The sequence below is a fragment of the Brumicola blandensis genome (genome assembly GCF_031846165.1).
GTDB lineage: Bacteria > Pseudomonadota > Gammaproteobacteria > Enterobacterales > Alteromonadaceae > Glaciecola > Glaciecola blandensis.
Genome location: NZ_JAVRIE010000007.1, coordinates 29,400 through 47,636 on the forward strand (window position 1 = coordinate 29,400; position 18,237 = coordinate 47,636).

Sequence of the window (18,237 nt, forward strand, 5' to 3'; positions counted from 1 at the left end):
AAAAGGAAGCTAAACTAATGGGACTGGTGTGAAATAAACAATGGCATGCAAGCATAAACATGCCATAGCCCCTGCGACGATATCATCAATCATAATACCAAACCCACCATGTACTTTTTTATCAAACACACGAATGGGCCACGGCTTTAAGATATCAAAAAAGCGAAATAGTACGAAACCCAAGACTAGAGTAATCGGTGAGATTGGCACCGCAATAAAACACACCATCATTCCGGCGATCTCATCCCAAACAATAGAGCCATGATCATGCATACGCATATCTCTCGCCGTTTTACCGCATAGGTAAATACCGACTAAAAAGCTAACTATCGTGATGCCAATAAAGGCATACAAATTAACGTAAGCCATAGCGATAAGAAGAGGAATGGCTGCCAATGACCCGAAAGTACCAGGCATTAAAGGAATTAAACCTGTACCGAAGCCTAGGGCCAAAAAGTGCACTGGATTTTTCATACTCACTCTTGCGCGAAGTACTTTATCCATTAGGAGAAGTGCTCAAAACCTTTTGCCGAGGCAGAAAACTTAAAAGGCTTTTCATCAATTCTAAGATCAACTTTACCTACTGCTCCGGTCACTTGACCTATGCAGGTCACGGGTATGTCATAGCTTGATAGGGCTGTTTCTATATTCACTCTTTGTTCTTCCGGTACAGTGAATAAGAGTTCGTAATCATCACCAGCGGTGGCTGCGTAAGTGATTGCGTCAAGCAGATTATCAACATTTTCACCCAAGGCTTCTGAAATAGGTAGTTTATCAAGATGAATAAGAACACCTACTTGAGAGGCCGCTGTAATATGTTGTATGTCTTGTACAAGCCCATCTGACAAATCTATGCATGAGCTTGCAATACGACGCATCGTAGTGCCAGCTAGGACTCTTGGTGTAGGATACCAATGACGGTTCTTTAGGTAAGACGCTTGTTCAAGGTTTTCCACTTGGCGCAAACCTTTCAATATATCAAGACCGACGCCTGCATCACCTAAGCATCCCGTAACCATTATCCAATCACCCGCCTGCGCGCCAGCACGAGTGATTTGATTGTCCTCTGGTATAAAACCTTGGGCTGTTAGGGTAATACTCAAAGGGCCTTGGACAGTATCACCACCAATTAGTTGAAAAGAAAAATATTCACTCAAACTGTGCAGCTTCTCTGAGAAAGCCTTTATCCATGCTGGATCAATTTGTGGTAGTGATAAAGACAAACTCACCCATGCAGGCTCTGCGCCCATCGCTGATAAATCGCTTAAATTTACCGCGACGAGTTTATGAGCAATGGCTTCTGGTTGAGTACCAGCAAGAAAATGTACACCTTCAACCATGGTATCCGTTGTGGTCACTAAACACTGTCCACTTGGTACTCTGGTGACAGCAGCATCATCGCCGATACCGATCAAGACATCTTTACGCTGAAAACCACCTTTCGAAAAGTGATTTGATATTAAGTCAAATTCTTTCAAAATTTAGCTTCTTTCGCCTTTTCTTAATGTCTTCACTGCTTTATCTAAAACACCATTGATGAATTTGTGACTTTCTTCTGCACCAAACGTTTTGGCTAGTTCGATAGATTCATTGATCACCACTTTGAATGGTGTGTCGAAACGCTCTAACAACTCTAGCGTGGATAATCGCAAAATGGCTTTCTCAACTGGGTCTAACTCTTCTGGCAAACGACCAAGATAAGGCTTAATGGCTGTATCAAGTTCTTCAGTCCGCTGAGCAACACCGCGAAGTAGCGCTTGAAAATAGTCCATATCGACTTTGCTCATGTCGTTTGTAGTGGCAATACCTAATTCGATTTGCTCAATTGGATTGCCACTCATTTGCCAACCGTACAGGCCTTGTACAGCGAGTTCTCTAGCCTTGCGGCGAGCTGCAGGTTTCACTTATTTTGCCTCTTCGATAGCACTAATAACGTTAACCATTTCTAGCGCGCTTAAAGCAGCTTCAGAACCTTTATTTCCGGCTTTGGTACCCGAGCGTTCAATAGCTTGTTCGATGCTGTCGGTGGTAATGACACCAAACGCTACTGGAATACCAGCATCAAGCGATACTTGAGCAAGGCCTTTATTACATTCACCAGCAACGAAATCGAAATGAGGCGTCCCACCGCGTATAACCGCACCTAAAGCGATAATACCGTCGTATTGTTTCTTTTCTGCGAGCTTTTTAGCAACAATAGGTAATTCGTAAGCACCAGGTACACGAACAACAGTGATGTCATCTGTATTCACTTCGCCATGACGGTCTAAAGTGTCAAGTGCACCATCTAATAAGCTCTCGACTACAAAGCTATTAAAACGCGCAACGACAATTGCAAATTTCTTACCTGTCGCTCGGATGTTACCTTCAATTTCTATCATTTTTGCTCTCCAAAAAAATCGGCGCGAAGTATATCATAAGTCGCTCGGAAAATATTCGTTTAAAAAGGGTTATTTTTCATCATACACATATTCAACGACCTCTAGGCCAAAGCCCGATAGTGCCGAATATTTAATTGGTTTACTTAACAAGCGCATTTTCTTTATCCCTAAGCTGGCTAAGATTTGACTCCCAACACCAACGGTACGAGAAGAACCTTGCCAAGCTTTGCCTTGCGCTACCTCATCATTGTCTTCGGCTTGAAACTGTTTAACTTGCGATACAATATCTTCTTTCTTACCTAGCAATACCAAAACCCCGCCTTCATCATTAATTCGCTGCATTGAGGCTGATAGGGGCATAGAGCGATTAACCGCTCTGGTAGAACTTAAAAGATCGCTGAGTGTGTTGTGTAAATGCACTCTTACCAGTGTTGGTTCATCTTCTTTGATGTCACCTTTTTTCAAGGCAAAATGAATTTGCTCATCGATAACATCTTTAAAGGTAATCAGCTCAAAATCGCCATAGGCAGTTGGAAGCTGGCAAGTGGCCACCTTTTCTATGGTCGTTTCGTTTAAGTTTCGATATTCAATCAAATCGGCAATCGTACCAATTTTCAAATCATGCTTTTTAGCAAACACCTCTAACTCTGGTCTGCGCGCCATCGTGCCATCTTCATTCAAAATTTCGACAATGACAGATGCGGGTTCGCAGCCCGCTAACCTGGCCAAGTCGACACCGGCTTCAGTATGACCAGCACGATTTAAGACGCCACCTTCTTTAGCAATCAAAGGAAAGATGTGACCGGGTTGCACAATATCTTTTGCTTCAGCTGTTTTACTCACTGCAGCCAGCACAGTGCGCGCTCTATCTGCGGCAGATATTCCGGTTGTAACACCCTCTGCAGCTTCGATTGACACTGTAAAGTTAGTTGAGAATTGAGCATTGTTATTGTCTACCATCAAGGGCAACTTGAGCAATTTGCAGCGCTCAGCTGTCATGGGTAAACAAACTAGGCCTCTGGCGTGCGTGACCATGAAGTTAATTGCTTCAGGAGTAACATGTTCACCAGCCATGATGAGATCGCCCTCGTTTTCGCGATCTTCGTCATCCATCAAGATAACCATTTTACCTTGTTTGATATCTTCAATTATCTCTTGGGTTGTGTTTAAAGCCATCTTTGCTCTCTTCGTGTTTGTGTTGTGTGTTTTGGTACGTTATTTTTTGTGTTTATGGCGCTACTTTAAGTAACCATGTTCGGCTAAAAATGACATGCTGATATCAGACTTTTCAGCATCCGCCGCTTTATCGCCTAGCATTAAACGTTCTAAGTAGCGTGCCACGACGTCTACTTCTAGGTTTACTTTGGTTCCCTTTTTGTACTCACCTATAATTGTTTCTTGCAGAGTGTGTGGGATTAACCAGAGCATAAATGCGGCTCCCTTGACTTCATTTACAGTCAGGCTAACACCGTCTACCGTAATGGAGCCTTTGTGGGCGATATATTTTGCAAGCTCATCTGGCGCTTTCACCCATACTTCTACGTATCTCTGGTGATCATTAACTTCGATGACTTCTCCCACCCCGTCAACGTGACCACTAACAATATGCCCACCAAAGCGCGTATCTGCTCGCATGGCTTTTTCTAAATTCACCTTACTCCCATTCGAGTAGTTAGCAAATCCAGTATATTTTATTGTCTCAGCCGACACATCAACACTGTAATAATGTTCACCAAAGTCGACGACCGTCAGGCAGACCCCATTTGTCGCAATACTATCACCTAATGCGACATCGCTCATATCGAGCTTGCCCGTCTCAACGGTCAAGCGTATGTCATCTCCATGATTAACCAGAGACTTAATCGTGCCTAAGGCCTCTATAATGCCGGTAAACATATTTCTAATCCTTATCTTCTATTGCTTGCTAGCTTTTAACTCTAAATCGCCGCTTTAGATCGTTTCCAAGCTGAGTTATTTCTAATGACTCTAGAGCGATCGCATCATCGAGCTCGGTTAGACTGTGAATATTAATTGTACCCTTCGCTTTATTTCCCAATAACATGGGTGCTTGATACAAGACAAATTCATTCACTAAACCCTGTTCAAATAGCGCGCCGCACAAGCTGGGCCCGGCTTCCGTCCAAATACGATTAATTTGCAAAGCAGCCAGGTTATTCATGACTTCTTTTAAATCTACAAAATCGCCTTTCTTATTGAGCTGTATTTGCTGACAATTGGCTTCTTTAAGTTGTGGGTTATGTTCAGTATTAAATACTAAGACCTCTTGGCCATCATTAAACAGATTGTAGCGACTATTTAAACGATTCTTACCATCGATTATCACTCGCAAAGGCTGCTTTTGTCTTTTTGAAAAGCGCGTTTTTGTGGTTTCTTGTAATTCAGCTTCGCGCACGTTCAATTGAGGATCATCCGCAATGATTGTATCCGCACCACTCAAAATAGCACAAGCACTGGCTCTTTCCTGCTGCACATCTAAGCGTGATTCTGAACTAGTGATCCACTTGCTTTTACCATTCTCTAGGGCAGTTCTGCCGTCCAAACTACACGCAAGCTTTACGCAAACCCAAGGTAGATGATGTTGCATACGATAATTGAAGGCGACATTCATATCTGTTGCTAAGGTGTCCATTAAACCGGTTTCAACAATAATGCCAGCCTCGCGTAACATCGCGACGCCTCGATTTTTCACTAAGGGGTTAGTGTCGATACTGGCGATGACAACACGCCCAACTTTTGCTTCAATCAATGCATTTGCACAAGGTGGTGTGCGGCCAGTGTGGCTGCAAGGTTCAAGTGTAACGTAGACAGTAGAACCATCGGTTGGAGGCGGCTCTGATGACTGCTGCGCTGAACTGGCTGCTCCTCGATGCGGTGTAAAGCCAGCATCAATAAGGGCATTGACTTCAGCGTGTCCCTGACCTGCTTTTTGATGATAGCCCTTGCCCAACAGAACGCCATCGGCACTCACTATCACGCATCCCACCATAGGATTAGGTGTTGTTGAGAACCTTCCTTTGCGCGCCAATTGAATTGCTAGCGCCATCCATTTTGCGTCACTTGCAGAAAACTGGGGCATTAGTCACCTAATTTTGCGATTTCTTCACCAAATTCACGTATGTCTTCAAAGGAGCGATAAACCGACGCAAATCTTACATAGGCGACTTTATCAAGCTCTTTGAGAGCATCCATAATTAGGCTTCCAACCAACTCACTATTAATTTCTCGTTCGCCCGTAGCTCGTAAAGCGGATTTTATCCTCACAATACAGTTCTCAACTTGTTCAGTGCTTACTGGCCTTTTTTCTAAGGCTCGTTGTAAGCCAGCGCGCAGTTTATCCTCATTAAATGGCTCTCTTGAACCATCTCTTTTGACCACTCGCGGCATTACTAGCTCAGCAATTTCGAAGGTCGTATAGCGCTCATGACACTCAAGGCACTGACGACGTCTACGCACCTGAGCTCCGTCTGCAACTAAACGCGAATCGATAACTTTGGTTTCCTGTGCGGAACAAAATGGACAAAACATGTAGATAAACTCCCTGCTAACCGCATAAATTAGCGGTGCAACCAAATATCTGCTTAGAGAGAACAGCTTGTGTTTCTCTAAGACTTAAAAACAGAAAAACCGGACTAGTCCGGTTTTTCAATTAGCTAGCTTGTGCGCATTATAGCAATAAAAACAATACTGTGCCGCACAAAGACCCGAGTGTTTTTACTTAGGCATAAACAGGGAAGCGTTCACATAATTCAACGACTTCTGCTTTCACTTTAGTAATGACCGAATCATCACCCATATTATCTAAAACATCACATATCCAGCTTGCGACTTGTCCAGCTTCGGCTTCCATAAAACCTCTGCGTGTAATAGCAGGAGTCCCGATTCGCAAACCACTGGTAACGAATGGTGAACGCGGATCATTTGGCACTGAATTCTTATTCACAGTAATATTTGCATTGCCCAAAGCAGCATCTGCGTCTTTACCTGTGATGTCTTTATCAATAAGGTCTAACAAGAATAAATGGTTGTCAGTGCCATTCGACACAATGTTATATCCACGTTCTTGCATAACCGCAACCATTGCTTTTGCATTTTTAAGCACTTGTTGTTGATAAGACTTGAACTCTGGCTCAAGCGCTTCTTTAAATGCAACCGCTTTAGCAGCGATCACGTGACACAAAGGTCCGCCTTGGTTACCTGGGAATACAGAGCTGTTGAACTTTTTGTACAAGGCTTCATCACCACAAGCAGACAAGATGAGACCACCGCGAGGACCCGCTAAGGTTTTATGCGTCGTTGTTGTAACTACATGTGCGTGTGGAAGTGGGCTTGGGTAAACACCTGCTGCGACTAAACCAGCAACGTGAGCCATATCAACCAATAGGTAAGCACCCACTTTATCCGCTATCTCGCGGAAGCGAGCCCAATCGACGATACCAGAGTAAGCTGAAAAACCACCAATGATAAGTTTAGGCTTGTGTTCGATAGCCAAAGCTTCAACCTGATCATAATCGATAATACCTGTTTCTGGGTGCAAACCGTACTGAACCGCATTGTACGTTTTACCCGAAAAGTTAACATGAGAACCATGGGTCAAGTGACCACCGTCTGAAAGGCTCATACCCAAAACAGTATCATTTGCTTCGATGAGTGCCATGAATACTGCAGTGTTCGCTTGTGAACCCGAATGAGGCTGAACGTTTGCGTAATCGCAATCGAACAATTGCTTCGCTCTCTCAATCGCCAAATCTTCAGCAATGTCGACAAACTCACAACCACCGTAATAACGCTTGCCAGGGTAACCTTCAGCATATTTGTTCGTTAGTTGAGAACCTTGAGCTTCCATAACCCGTGGGCTGCAATAGTTTTCTGATGCAATTAACTCAATATGATGTTCTTGACGTTGATTTTCTTTTTCGATTGCGGCTGCTAATTCTGGGTCGAATTCGCCTATGTTCATGTTACTAGATAGCATGCGGTTCTCCTGATGAGCCTTAACTGCGGGTACTTTTTTCAAGGTCGATATTTTAAGCATTTTGACGCACTTGTATAGCGCTTTATTGGAATTAAATATACTTAAACGTAAAGCGTAGACGTAGTGGGTTTTACGACTCAGTTTCTTTGACTAACTTGTGGGTAGGCAACAGCGCTTATACTTCTTCGCGCTGCCGCAGGGGCAAGGCGCATTTCGTTTTGGCTGCAAGTCTTGTTCAATTTGCAAAATATCCTGCTGATAGAATTTTTCTAGCTTTTCAAATAAGCGTGGGTGTTTTTTCTTGAGCATTTTAGGTCGCTCAAAAAAGTATTCAGAGGCAACGGCAAAAAACTCAGCTCTATTGGTCGCTCCATATTCACGAATATTACTCTTTCGTGCGTGAATAGCTTCAATTTTCTCACCGACTAATTCAAACCAAGGGATCGAAAATGAATGCGCTTTTAAACGCTCAGGGTAGCCATCACATTCACCGTCCATCATATCGATAAGATGAACAAACTCATGGATACCCACATTTTGTTTATCTTGGGTATTTTCAAAACCAAGATACAGAGCAGAACGGCTAAGGACGAGTTTATTAGCCATTCGACCGGTACCAACCATACCGGTAATAAGAGAGTCAGGCCGACCAAATTCAATATTTTCATTAAATGCGGCAGGCAACAGATACACTGTTTTTAAGTTAAAATAATGCCACTGCTTAAAGCCCCAAACGGGAATGATTGCGCTCGCTGCTACCAACAGACGATCGTTATCGCTAACCACAAGTTGTCCACCTTCAATCGCTGTTGTGCTAAGAAAAAGAAGCACACGCTGATTGAACAACAGTCTATCCTCAGCATGAAGGACGCGATAAAAGGCCACTTTGGCAAGCAAAAACTCAGTCCATTCTGGCTGCCAAGCTGTCGGGGGACTACTTTCTGCTATCTCTTTTCGAGAAGAAGAAAATAATGTAAGCAGTGATTTTATCCAAGCAAGCATGTCCATTCCCTTTGCGAACCAATATTGAAACGCCTGTCACCTAAGCTTGTTCTACTTTTGTAGATTTTCCAAGGTTTTCACTCGATCAACGAGTTTGTCTATCTGTCTAAGTCTGACGGTGTTGCGTTGCCAATCTCGATTGCTTTGTACTGGCATACCGGAAGAATACACACCTGGCTCCGTAATCGATTTTGTCACCATACTAAAGCCGGTAATTTGTACTTTATCGCAGATATCGATGTGCCCATTAATTACGCAGGTGCCTGCTACCACGACATATTTACCAATATTGGCGCTACCAGCAATGCCGGTACCGCCGCAAATACATGAGTGATCTCCAATAGTCACGTTGTGCGCTATTTGGACTAAATTATCAATAATCACGTCTCTACCAATAATGGTATTGTCGAGTGCGCCTCTGTCAATACAAGTATTGGCACCTATCTCACAATCATCACCGATCACTACCGTTCCAGTTTGTGGGATCTTTACCCAAGTGCCTTTGTCATTGGCGTAGCCAAAACCATCTGATCCAATGACTGTGCCGCTGTGAATGGATACTCGGTTGCCAATGTCAACTCTATGGTAAAGGGTCACATTTGCTCGCAAGTGCAAATCATCACCAATCTGTGCTTCTTCACCAATGTATGAGTTCGCTCCGATTCGCGCATTGTCGCCAATGCGAACATTTTTATCGATGACAACGCCCGCTGCGATACTTGCGTTACTCCCAATAGTCGCGGTTTCATGAACGCTAGCTAGAGGTGAAATGCCAGCAGCTTGAACTGGCGTTGAATCTAGCAATTGCGCCGCTTTGGCAAAAGCAACATAAGGATCACTGTGAATAATTTTATCTACTTGGCAATGCTCGGCATCATCAGCTTTCAGAATAACAGCGCTGGCTTTAGTCTCAGACAAAACGGTTTTATATTTGCTGTTTGATAGAAAAGATAGTTGGCCTGAACTAGCGCCTTCTAATGTGCCCATGCTATGAATTGTCGTGTTAGGATCGCCCTGTAATTCGCCACCAATTTGGTCTACAAGTGCTTGTAAAGTGAAAGACTTTGGCATAGTTGTCCTTTTTCTTATTTTATTACTGATGAAGCTTGAATTTTTTGCGATGATATCACAGATATTTGCTAGCACTTAGTTTGTAATGTCCTTACAATCCCCAATATAAATGCAGCACAACTTTTCAATAGAGAGAATCAATATGGCTCAATATGTATATAGTATGCATAGAGTGGGGAAAATCGTCCCACCAAATCGTCAAATTTTAAAGAACATCTCCCTTAGCTTCTTCCCAGGAGCAAAAATCGGTGTTTTAGGTCTCAATGGTTCAGGTAAATCTACCCTACTTCGCATCATGGCTGGATTAGATACCGAAATTGAAGGTGAAGCCATCCCTCAACCCGATCTAAAAATTGGTTACTTACCACAAGAGCCTCAGCTCGATGAGAGCAAAGACGTACGTGGCAACATTGAAGAGGCCGTTGCAGATGTTGCTCATGCCTTGAAACGTCTTGATGAAATTTATGCCGCCTATGCTGAACCTGACGCAGACTTTGATGCCCTTGCTAAAGAACAGGGAGAAATGGAAGCGATCATTCAAACCAAAGATGGTCATAATTTAGAGAATGCACTAGAGCGCGCGGCTGACACACTTCGCTTGCCACCTTGGGATGCAGATGTGAGCAAACTTTCAGGTGGTGAAAAGCGCCGAGTTGCCTTGTGTCGCCTGCTCTTAGAAAAACCCGAAATGTTGCTGCTAGATGAGCCAACAAACCACTTGGACGCTGAATCTGTTGCATGGTTAGAACGTTTCCTACATGACTATGAAGGAACCGTGGTAGCTATTACCCATGATAGGTACTTCTTAGATAATGTGGCTGGCTGGATACTTGAGCTTGACCGTGGCCAAGGTATTCCTTGGGAAGGTAATTATTCAAGTTGGTTGGAGCAAAAAGATGCTCGATTACAGCAAGAAGAACGTACTGAGAATGCTCGTCAGAAATCGATTAAACAAGAACTAGAATGGGTCCGCAGCAACCCTAAAGGTAGACAAGCAAAAAGCAAAGCAAGAATGAGCCGTTTCGAAGAGTTAAACACAGGCGACTATCAAAAACGAAACGAAACCAATGAATTATTTATTCCACCAGGCGAACGTCTTGGTGACAAAGTCATTGAAGTGACGAATTTAAAGAAATCATATGGCGATCGCCTCCTGATTGACGATTTGAGTTTTAAAATACCGAAAGGTGGAATTGTAGGTATTATTGGACCCAATGGTGCAGGTAAATCTACCTTGTTCCGCATGCTAACAGGTCAGGAAACACCTGATTCAGGAAATATCGATATTGGTGACAGCGTGCAGTTAGCAAGTGTTGACCAGTTTCGTGATCACATGGACGGCAATCAAACAGTTTTCAATGAAATATCTGACAGCCAAGACATCATTAAAATTGGTAACTTTGAAATCAATAGCCGCGCATACTGCAGTCGCTTCAACTTTAAAGGAACCGATCAGCAGAAATTTGTAAAAGATCTGTCTGGTGGTGAGCGAAACCGAGTTCATCTAGCGAAGTTATTAAAAGCGGGCGGTAATGTACTCTTACTCGATGAGCCAACCAACGATCTCGATGTTGAAACCTTGCGAGCCCTAGAAAACGCTATCTTAGAGTTCCCAGGTTGTGTCATGGTAATTTCGCATGACCGTTGGTTCCTAGACAGAGTGGCTACTCACATTATGGATTATCGTGATGAAGGGAAAATTAACTTCTACGAGGGTAACTATAATGAATACGAAGCATGGCTGAAGGCCACTTATGGCCAAGACGTGGTTGAACCCCATCGTCTAAAATACAAAAGCATTAGCTAACACAGAAAAAAGGCCGCAATCGCGGCCTTTTTTACGTTCAATCACCAAGTTCTGGCGTCAGTGCTATTCGATTTGTTTAGCCTTTAAATGTCTTACTTAAGGCTAGCGCTAATTGTTTACTTTTTTCAAGCGGTAGCATATGCCCCGCGCCTTCAATCACGGTAGTTTGTATTTGACGAGAAAGTGAAGCATGAGACAAACACTGCTTTGGTGAAGCAATTTTGTCGTGCTCACCGAGTATGAAATGAACTGGAATTTGCAAATTCGCTAAGGCATCTAATACATTTTTGCGCTCGCTAGTGGCTTCAGTTTGAGTAGCTAAAGTAGCTGGCCCTAGGTCGTCGGACATTGCTTTAATAGTAGAAGAAAGCTCGGTGTCGTCAGCGTTATTTTGGTGCAGCATAAAGTTAATGCGTGCTTGCGTCATTCCCTTGTACTGTTTCTTTTTGATACTTTGAAGTAGCAGTTTACGTTGTTCCAATTCACTGTTTCCTAAGGCTGTTCCTGAACTGCTGACCATACTCAACGAAGCCACCTTACGCTTTGACTTATCCTTTACTATATTTGCTTCTTGGATCGCAGTTAATGCCGCGATATACCCCCCCATTGAATAACCAACTAAGTGCACTGGTTCATCGAAATAGGCGAGTCTATCCATGCTCAAAGATTGCATTTGAGCTAAGTTTTCTGCCCATTGCAATGGCACAAAAGCCTTGTTGTTTAACGCTAATTCAGACCATAACGGCATGAAAACTCGCTCATCACACAAAGTCCCAGGGAAGAAAATGACTGGAGACTGACTCATAAGGCTTCCAACGCTTCTGACAGGCGACTCACGGGAACCACTTCGATTCCGGGGATTTTTTGTTTTGGCATATTTCCTTTCGGAACGATTGCGCGTTTAAAACCATGTTTTGCGGCCTCTGTAATTCTTTCCGTACCATTCGGCACCGGGCGGATTTCGCCAGATAAACCGACTTCCCCAAAGGCAATCAACTCTTTTTGTAAGGTGTAATTGCGGAAACTCGACACCATGGCCAATAATAAGGCTAAATCAGCGCCAGTCTCATTTATTTTGACACCGCCCACTACGTTGACAAAAACATCTTGATCGTTCATTTGCACGTTGCCATGTCGATGCATCACAGCGAGTAACATCGCTAAACGGTTTTGGTCTGAGCCCACTGCGACCCTGCGTGGATTTGAGAGTTGTGAATAATCAACTAAAGCCTGGATTTCAACCAGCAAAGGCCTTGTGCCTTCCCAGATTGTCATTACGATACTGCCGGGAGACGAGGCTTCTTCTCTATTTAAAAAAATGGCAGAAGGATTTGAAACTTCTTTCATACCCCGCTCGGTCATACCAAAAACACCCAGTTCGTTAACTGCACCAAAGCGATTCTTTGTGCCGCGCAGTGTGCGAAAACGACTGTCACTTTCACCTTCCAGCATCATCGAGCAATCAATACAATGCTCTAGGACTTTTGGACCGGCAAGACTTCCATCTTTTGTTACATGGCCAACTAAAAACATTGCAATATGATGCTGCTTAGCAAAACGAGTTAATGCCGCGGCACTTTCTCTTACTTGTGACACACCACCAGGGGCAGACTGTATATCACTCATGTGCATCACTTGAATCGAATCAATAACCATTATCGAAGGCTTATGCTGGAGCGCCAGTTGACAAATAGTGTCGACATTTGTCTCGGCTAATAATTTGAGCTTATCATCTGGCAGTTGCAGTCTTTTGGCGCGCATGGCCACCTGTTGCAATGATTCCTCACCCGTCACATACAGCGTTGAATTGGTTTTCGCTAACAAGCACATCACTTGTAATAATAAGGTACTTTTACCTGCGCCTGGCGAACCGCCAATTAACATCGCCGAGCCTGGCACAATTCCGCCACCTAATACTCGGTCAAGTTCTTTAAAGCCGGAAGAAAAGCGCGGTAATGCTGCTAGGTCTATCTCATTGAGCACTTCTACTTTAGCGGCAGTAATGCCAGAGTAACCACCTCTGCCGGTAGGGACACCTTTGGTTGGCGAGTTTTCGATAACAATCTCTGAAAGCGTATTCCATTCTCTACAATCATTGCACTGGCCTTGCCAGCGTGGGTGTTCAGAGCCACATTCATTGCATACAAAAGCCGTTTTTCTTTTTGCCATTTACTAATTATCTTCCAAGGAGTATGTTTGCGTTTAGCGCTTGATTTAAAGCCTATTATGTTAGCTCAATTCACTCTAAAAATCTGTTTAGCTTTAGCGTAAATTGCCGATAATCTCATTTAAGGCGAGAAAAAATATCAGGCTTATTTATGCAGTGAGCTTAACCTAAATTACAATAATATCTAGGGCCTACAGTCTAGGAATACATGTCTAACGAACTTTCTGAATATCGAGCATTGATAAATAAGCTAGCCCCCATGTTGGAGCAAGCCGCGTTCAAGCGCCTGTTCGAGGATGTTACGAAAGACCTCAGCAATGAAAAGCGTTTTCTGATCAAAATGGAAATTCAACGCTTAGCCAAACCGTGTCTGCGCGTATTGGACTTGCGTTCAAAGGTTCCACAACCTTGTGAGTTTGTTACCTATAAAGGTATCACACACTACCTTGATGCTAAATCAAGCAAGTTGTTTGAAGAACAGACGCGTGCATATGGCAAATATACTTTTGGCGTATACGAAGCTGTGCTGGCATTAGCTGAACAACAATCACACCACACTTCCGTATTTAATCATTTAGTCTCCAATGAACAAGTATCACCGACCGACAGGAATGGCACGCAATACTTGGCTGAAACAGAGCCACTTTTAGATATCGCCCACCGCTATGAAGAGCGCATGAATTTCGTGGTTCTTGTAGAAGTTTTCCTGCCTGACAATCAGAGCTTTTTTGCAACGACAGTCGACATTAGTTTGCACGGTTTAAAACTCAAGTTAAAAGAAGCAAGTCAGATACATGCCCTACAGGAAAACACGACATTGAGTGTGATATTCCGAGGTTTTAGTGCTGATTCTGATTTACGAAAAACGGCAGTTGAGTATCAACTAGTCCAGATTACAGGGCAAGAAGAGCAAGCTCGGCTGCATTTAGAGCGGGATCATAATAGGTATCCGAGCTTATTTGACGACTATTTAAGAAAGCTCATAAAAACGAACAAACGTCGTTATAAGGTCAATCTTGACAATGTTGTTGCTGCGATTGAAAACAAAATATATGAACAAGCGTTTAGCAGCACGGCACCCGGATTACCGGTGTTTATTGATACACAAGACAAAGATGAGCCAGTCGCTAAGTTTGCCTGTGTTAATGGTAGCAACAAGGAAATCTTAGATTACTGGCTTGACGAGGATGATGAGCAAAACATCGGTTTTTTACTCAACTCAAGTCGGTTAAACACCTTGTTCGGATCTTATCCCTCAGCGTCAAGCCTATGGGTTTATGCATTTACTCATATAAAAGATGGCAAAATCTACTTCTATTCCGCAACGACAAATGAATTAGACGCAAATCCAGAGTTGAAATCCGTATTTTTAAGTTATGCGTCTCGCCGCGTTAGCTGGCGAGTTTATCGTTTGAGTTATGATGTCGTCGATCCAAAAATGGCGCATGTACCGACCTCACTTCCCAACGGTATTAATAAAAAAATAGATCGTTTAAATAAAAAGATTTCGCCACGACTCGAATCCAAACTGCAACACATTACCACTATGATAACCGTCTCGGATGTTTCGCACTTAGTTGGTCAGCAGTGTTACCAAAAAATTGAACTTGAGCGTGATAAAGTGAAAGAACTCGCTGTATTTGGTCACCCAAGAAACAAACCACCAGAACCTGTACTATCTTTTCGATACAAGCAACAGGAGTTGCGTAAAGAGACACGTTACAAACTGCGCTCATCCGTTGAGTTATCCACTTATTCAGATACCATAAGCGGCATCAGCGAAGACTGTTCGGTCAGTGGCTTAAAGATTGAACTAGACTTACCCTATGAACAACGCATCAATTCGCGCGTGAGTGTTTCGTTTCCCAAATTACAAAAGAAAACAACTCAGTTCGTACTTGAAGATTTAAAATATCGAGTTAGACATATCAGTTACGATAAACTTGTACTCCATTTAGAGGCGATATCGGAACACGAGTTAAGTGTGGCAGAACAATTTTTCACCGCGTTAATCGAGAATAACAAAGACAAATTAAAAACCATCAGTAATGAGGAAACTGTGCCGGGTATGGGACATGCACTAAGATGTTTGCATGCAAAACATAGCAGCGAATTTTGTGCATTTATTGGTAAACAGAAGGGCAGCTATTACCCACTGAGAGTTATTTTTGAAAATCGCAACGCAGCTTGGGCTGCTTTGCTGAAACATCAACGACCAAGCCCAAAATTGAATCTTTCGTGGCTATTTCAAGATAAACATAAGAGCAATGCTTTTGTGCGCGATGCGCTGAGAACACTGCGGGTCGATTCACGCCCAACGCAAGCTGAGCTATATGTTGCTTATGACCCGCGCAACCATGATATTGAAAATGCGATCACTGCGCATTGGGAAAATGAACTAGCAACACATCGCTCCAAGTTACAATTTATAAAAGCAGCACGCGAACGCGGTGAGTTTTTTGCGTTTAGCGTGTTTATTAACAAGAGCGCTCGCCCTGATGTGTCGCTCTTAGAACAAGAACTTAGCTACTTAACTCGCTACGCAGTGCATAAAGCGAAGCTACTTGAGGAGTACATGTGGGATATTTCTGGCCAAGTCTTCTTGAGCGATATCACCGACGAGTTTTTATTCCGATATCAAGTGCACAAATAAGCACCAATCTACGTTTACTCAAACAATTTCACCCCTAAAAACACTGATTTATTTGAAATTCACTGAGCTGAATAAGGTAATCGTAGCAAAAGCGCCAAAAGTAATACATTACCTCACCCTACAAATCTAACACATTGTTTTTAAATGATTTTAATTCATCCCAAACATCATCACTGCAATAAATTCTATACTAAAGTCCAAGCTTGAATTTATACTTTAGTCTTAACCCCATGTTTTATATGTATTTTATTGATATCTCTAAAGATACTTATTATTTGTTTTTATACGGTTTTACCCTTTTCATCGTGATTTAATCAACACATCAAAGAACGGCGACACAATCAGTAGCAGAAATGCTTCTTAAGAGTTAACAGGATTTGATGTTAAATAAGGAAACACCCACCAAAATAAAAAAGACGGTAAGGATATCGTCTTTTTTATTTTACTCTCCACGCTCCAAACAAAATGTTCCTTTCAGCGCTTGATTGTCAATGCTACATTAGCTTTTACGACAACTTAAATGGACCAAATATGAGCACATCAAACACAACAATTTCCAATACATGGGCGAATAAATACAAGCGCCTTGGTCTACTCTTAATTTGCGTTGGAGGACTCGCTGCTTGCGATAAGTCTGAGGTAGGTGATATATCCCTTGGCGTCTTCACGACGCAAGATATTAAGCTCAACACTTTAGTTGACCCTTTAGTGCCTGGTGTCACATGTCACGTTGCAAGTATTGAAGCTGACTTAAGTCTTGCTGACCCTTCTGACAGTTCGATCGCTTGTAGACAAACAGGTGAAATTACGCCGAGTATGATAGCGCAAATTGATAAATCTAAATCAGGAGAAGTCGTATTCAGAAAGTCAAAAAGTATTTTCTTCAAAACCATGAAGATCAGACGTGTATATGATGCAGGTTCTCAAACCCTAATGTACGTGTCATATTCAACCAAAGAAACGTCTGGCAGCTTTAAGCACAGCTTATCTACTGTGCCGTTATGGGGAACACAAGCTTATAACGAGAATGTCAAACCAGCGAGTGAACTAGCCGAGTAAGTAAAGCACCCCTTCCAAGCCGCTGAAACGAATAGCATTTGCGGCTTGCGCTTCCACCTTAGGTTTAGCTTTAAATGCAATTCCGGCGCCGGCTTTTGCCATCATCAATAGATCATTGGCGCCATCCCCTACCGCAATAGTATGCTTCAACTGGATATTATTATTAGTGGCAAGCTTTTCCAAGATATCAGCCTTCGCTTGTGCATCGACAATATCACCGCTGACTCTGCCACTCAAACGCTCACCAACTAACTCTAAAGTGTTGCTAAAAGCGTAATCAAAGCCAAACTGTTGTTTGATGTGATCAGCAAAGTAGGTAAAGCCACCTGAGGCAATTGCGATTTTCCAGTCATGTTTTTTTAACTCTTGAATTAACAGCGTAAAACCTGGCATGAAAGGCAAGCGCTGGCGGATATTCAACAAAGCATCAAGGGATACGCCCTCTAAGCATTTCACACGATGATGCAAACTTTCTGAGAATTCGATCTCACCACGCATGGCTTTTTCGGTGACTTCGGCCACTTCTTCACCTACGCCAGCTAAACTCGCTATTTCATCAATGCATTCCATCTCAATAAGTGTGCTATCCATATCAAATACAACAAGCCCTTTAGATTCAATATTCACATCTTCTTGAACGAATATATCCATAAAGTACTGACGGCTAACTTCGGCAATACGTTCCCGCCATTGAAGTGTTTCAGGCAGTTCGCATGAGACGTTAATCACCGTTTTATCATAAATTTGGTGGTATTTGTTCAGTTCAATTTGCAGTGTTTGTTTGTGAATACCGAGCGCGACGAACATGTTGGCCAGCGAGTCAAAATGTAAACTAGCAGCGGCTAGCACCAGTCTGCTCTGTTTGGACTTATCAGTTTGTTGCTTGGCAATTAATGTTGAATCATCTGGATGCCAAAACAGCGTTTCCTCGCGGTGTAGTATTTGTGTGAAAGTTTGCGTACTGAGTGTATCAATTAGGCTAGTATCTACAGTTTCTTTTGAAGTGGCGTACAAAGTGATTCCGATAACGATTTAGATATTAATGTCGATACTATAGCGAAAGCAGTAGGGCAAGAAAACTATGTCTTGGCAAAAAGCCTGATT

Annotated in this window: 17 protein-coding genes; 3 read left to right on the forward strand and 14 right to left on the reverse strand. The window is 42.8% G+C overall.

The window, feature by feature from the left end:
• Positions 1 to 9 precede the first annotated feature (9 nt).
• The 11 genes from RM544_RS15275 to lpxD form a co-directional block, all read right to left on the reverse strand.
• On the reverse strand, positions 10 to 504 hold the full coding sequence (locus RM544_RS15275) for a phosphatidylglycerophosphatase A family protein (protein ID WP_311362686.1): 495 nt from the start codon (positions 502 to 504) through the stop codon (positions 10 to 12).
• Entirely contained in the window at positions 504 to 1,478 is a 975-nt protein-coding gene (gene thiL, locus RM544_RS15280) for a thiamine-phosphate kinase (protein WP_311362687.1), read from the reverse strand. The genes RM544_RS15275 and thiL overlap by 1 nt, the downstream gene beginning before the upstream one ends.
• Positions 1,479 to 1,481: 3 nt before the next feature.
• A complete protein-coding gene (nusB, locus tag RM544_RS15285; protein WP_311362688.1) occupies positions 1,482 to 1,904 on the reverse strand; it encodes a transcription antitermination factor NusB in 423 nt (140 codons plus the stop codon).
• A complete protein-coding gene (gene ribH, locus RM544_RS15290) occupies positions 1,905 to 2,381 on the reverse strand; it encodes a 6,7-dimethyl-8-ribityllumazine synthase (RefSeq protein WP_311362689.1) in 477 nt (158 codons plus the stop codon).
• Between the two features lie 69 nt (positions 2,382 to 2,450).
• Positions 2,451 to 3,557 carry a bifunctional 3,4-dihydroxy-2-butanone-4-phosphate synthase/GTP cyclohydrolase II gene (gene ribBA / locus RM544_RS15295; RefSeq protein ID WP_311362690.1) on the reverse strand — a complete coding sequence of 369 codons (1,107 nt, stop codon included), beginning with the start codon at positions 3,555 to 3,557 and terminating at the stop codon, positions 2,451 to 2,453.
• Between the two features lie 60 nt (positions 3,558 to 3,617).
• On the reverse strand, positions 3,618 to 4,277 hold the full coding sequence (locus tag RM544_RS15300; RefSeq protein WP_311362691.1) for a riboflavin synthase: 660 nt from the start codon (positions 4,275 to 4,277) through the stop codon (positions 3,618 to 3,620).
• Between the two features lie 28 nt (positions 4,278 to 4,305).
• On the reverse strand, positions 4,306 to 5,478 hold the full coding sequence (gene ribD, locus RM544_RS15305; protein ID WP_311362692.1) for a bifunctional diaminohydroxyphosphoribosylaminopyrimidine deaminase/5-amino-6-(5-phosphoribosylamino)uracil reductase RibD: 1,173 nt from the start codon (positions 5,476 to 5,478) through the stop codon (positions 4,306 to 4,308).
• Positions 5,478 to 5,927 carry a transcriptional regulator NrdR gene (gene nrdR, locus RM544_RS15310; RefSeq protein ID WP_311362693.1) on the reverse strand — a complete coding sequence of 150 codons (450 nt, stop codon included), beginning with the start codon at positions 5,925 to 5,927 and terminating at the stop codon, positions 5,478 to 5,480. Before nrdR ends, ribD begins: the two co-directional genes overlap by 1 nt.
• Positions 5,928 to 6,117: 190 nt before the next feature.
• Complete coding sequence (glyA, locus tag RM544_RS15315) at positions 6,118 to 7,374, reverse strand: serine hydroxymethyltransferase (protein ID WP_311362694.1); 1,257 nt, start codon at positions 7,372 to 7,374, stop codon at positions 6,118 to 6,120.
• A 150-nt stretch (positions 7,375 to 7,524) separates the two neighbouring features.
• Entirely contained in the window at positions 7,525 to 8,376 is an 852-nt protein-coding gene (locus RM544_RS15320) for a M90 family metallopeptidase (RefSeq protein WP_311362695.1), read from the reverse strand.
• A gap of 51 nt (positions 8,377 to 8,427) precedes the next feature.
• Positions 8,428 to 9,447 carry a UDP-3-O-(3-hydroxymyristoyl)glucosamine N-acyltransferase gene (gene lpxD, locus RM544_RS15325; RefSeq protein WP_311362696.1) on the reverse strand — a complete coding sequence of 340 codons (1,020 nt, stop codon included), beginning with the start codon at positions 9,445 to 9,447 and terminating at the stop codon, positions 8,428 to 8,430.
• 142 nt (positions 9,448 to 9,589) lie between these two features.
• Here lpxD and ettA point away from each other — a divergent pair, with 142 nt between their 5' ends.
• Complete coding sequence (gene ettA, locus RM544_RS15330; RefSeq protein ID WP_311362697.1) at positions 9,590 to 11,254, forward strand: energy-dependent translational throttle protein EttA; 1,665 nt, start codon at positions 9,590 to 9,592, stop codon at positions 11,252 to 11,254.
• A gap of 76 nt (positions 11,255 to 11,330) precedes the next feature.
• On the opposite strand, the gene RM544_RS15335 is transcribed toward ettA, so the two are convergent.
• Together RM544_RS15335 and radA are read right to left on the reverse strand one after the other, a co-directional pair.
• Entirely contained in the window at positions 11,331 to 12,059 is a 729-nt protein-coding gene (locus RM544_RS15335; RefSeq protein ID WP_311362698.1) for an alpha/beta fold hydrolase, read from the reverse strand.
• Positions 12,056 to 13,423, reverse strand: a complete 1,368-nt coding sequence (radA, locus tag RM544_RS15340) for a DNA repair protein RadA (RefSeq protein WP_311362699.1) — start codon at positions 13,421 to 13,423, stop codon at positions 12,056 to 12,058. The genes RM544_RS15335 and radA overlap by 4 nt, the downstream gene beginning before the upstream one ends.
• Positions 13,424 to 13,629: 206 nt before the next feature.
• On the opposite strand from radA, the gene RM544_RS15345 reads away from it, so the two are divergent.
• Together RM544_RS15345 and RM544_RS15350 are read left to right on the forward strand one after the other, a co-directional pair.
• Positions 13,630 to 16,074, forward strand: a complete 2,445-nt coding sequence (locus tag RM544_RS15345; RefSeq protein ID WP_311362700.1) for a PilZ domain-containing protein — start codon at positions 13,630 to 13,632, stop codon at positions 16,072 to 16,074.
• A gap of 531 nt (positions 16,075 to 16,605) precedes the next feature.
• On the forward strand, positions 16,606 to 17,133 hold the full coding sequence (locus RM544_RS15350; protein WP_311362701.1) for a CreA family protein: 528 nt from the start codon (positions 16,606 to 16,608) through the stop codon (positions 17,131 to 17,133).
• Here the strand turns inward: RM544_RS15350 and serB are convergent.
• On the reverse strand, positions 17,122 to 18,147 hold the full coding sequence (gene serB / locus RM544_RS15355; RefSeq protein ID WP_311362702.1) for a phosphoserine phosphatase SerB: 1,026 nt from the start codon (positions 18,145 to 18,147) through the stop codon (positions 17,122 to 17,124). The two genes, RM544_RS15350 and serB, sit on opposite strands and share 12 nt — an antisense overlap.
• Positions 18,148 to 18,237 lie beyond the last annotated feature (90 nt).

Bases quoted from the DNA above. Each gene is read 5' to 3' on its own strand.
- RM544_RS15275 (WP_311362686.1), bottom strand. From the start codon at position 504: ATGGATAAAGTACTTCGCGCAAGAGTGAGTATGAAAAATCCAGTGCAC.
- ribH (WP_311362689.1), bottom strand. From the start codon at position 2,381: ATGATAGAAATTGAAGGTAACATCCGAGCGACAGGTAAGAAATTTGCA.
- ribBA (WP_311362690.1), bottom strand. From the start codon at position 3,557: ATGGCTTTAAACACAACCCAAGAGATAATTGAAGATATCAAACAAGGT.
- RM544_RS15300 (WP_311362691.1), bottom strand. From the start codon at position 4,277: ATGTTTACCGGCATTATAGAGGCCTTAGGCACGATTAAGTCTCTGGTT.
- ribD (WP_311362692.1), bottom strand. From the start codon at position 5,478: ATGCCCCAGTTTTCTGCAAGTGACGCAAAATGGATGGCGCTAGCAATT.
- nrdR (WP_311362693.1), bottom strand. From the start codon at position 5,927: ATGTTTTGTCCATTTTGTTCCGCACAGGAAACCAAAGTTATCGATTCG.
- glyA (WP_311362694.1), bottom strand. From the start codon at position 7,374: ATGCTATCTAGTAACATGAACATAGGCGAATTCGACCCAGAATTAGCA.
- RM544_RS15320 (WP_311362695.1), bottom strand. From the start codon at position 8,376: ATGCTTGCTTGGATAAAATCACTGCTTACATTATTTTCTTCTTCTCGA.
- lpxD (WP_311362696.1), bottom strand. From the start codon at position 9,447: ATGCCAAAGTCTTTCACTTTACAAGCACTTGTAGACCAAATTGGTGGC.
- ettA (WP_311362697.1), top strand. From the start codon at position 9,590: ATGGCTCAATATGTATATAGTATGCATAGAGTGGGGAAAATCGTCCCA.
- RM544_RS15335 (WP_311362698.1), bottom strand. From the start codon at position 12,059: ATGAGTCAGTCTCCAGTCATTTTCTTCCCTGGGACTTTGTGTGATGAG.
- radA (WP_311362699.1), bottom strand. From the start codon at position 13,423: ATGGCAAAAAGAAAAACGGCTTTTGTATGCAATGAATGTGGCTCTGAA.
- RM544_RS15345 (WP_311362700.1), top strand. From the start codon at position 13,630: ATGTCTAACGAACTTTCTGAATATCGAGCATTGATAAATAAGCTAGCC.
- RM544_RS15350 (WP_311362701.1), top strand. From the start codon at position 16,606: ATGAGCACATCAAACACAACAATTTCCAATACATGGGCGAATAAATAC.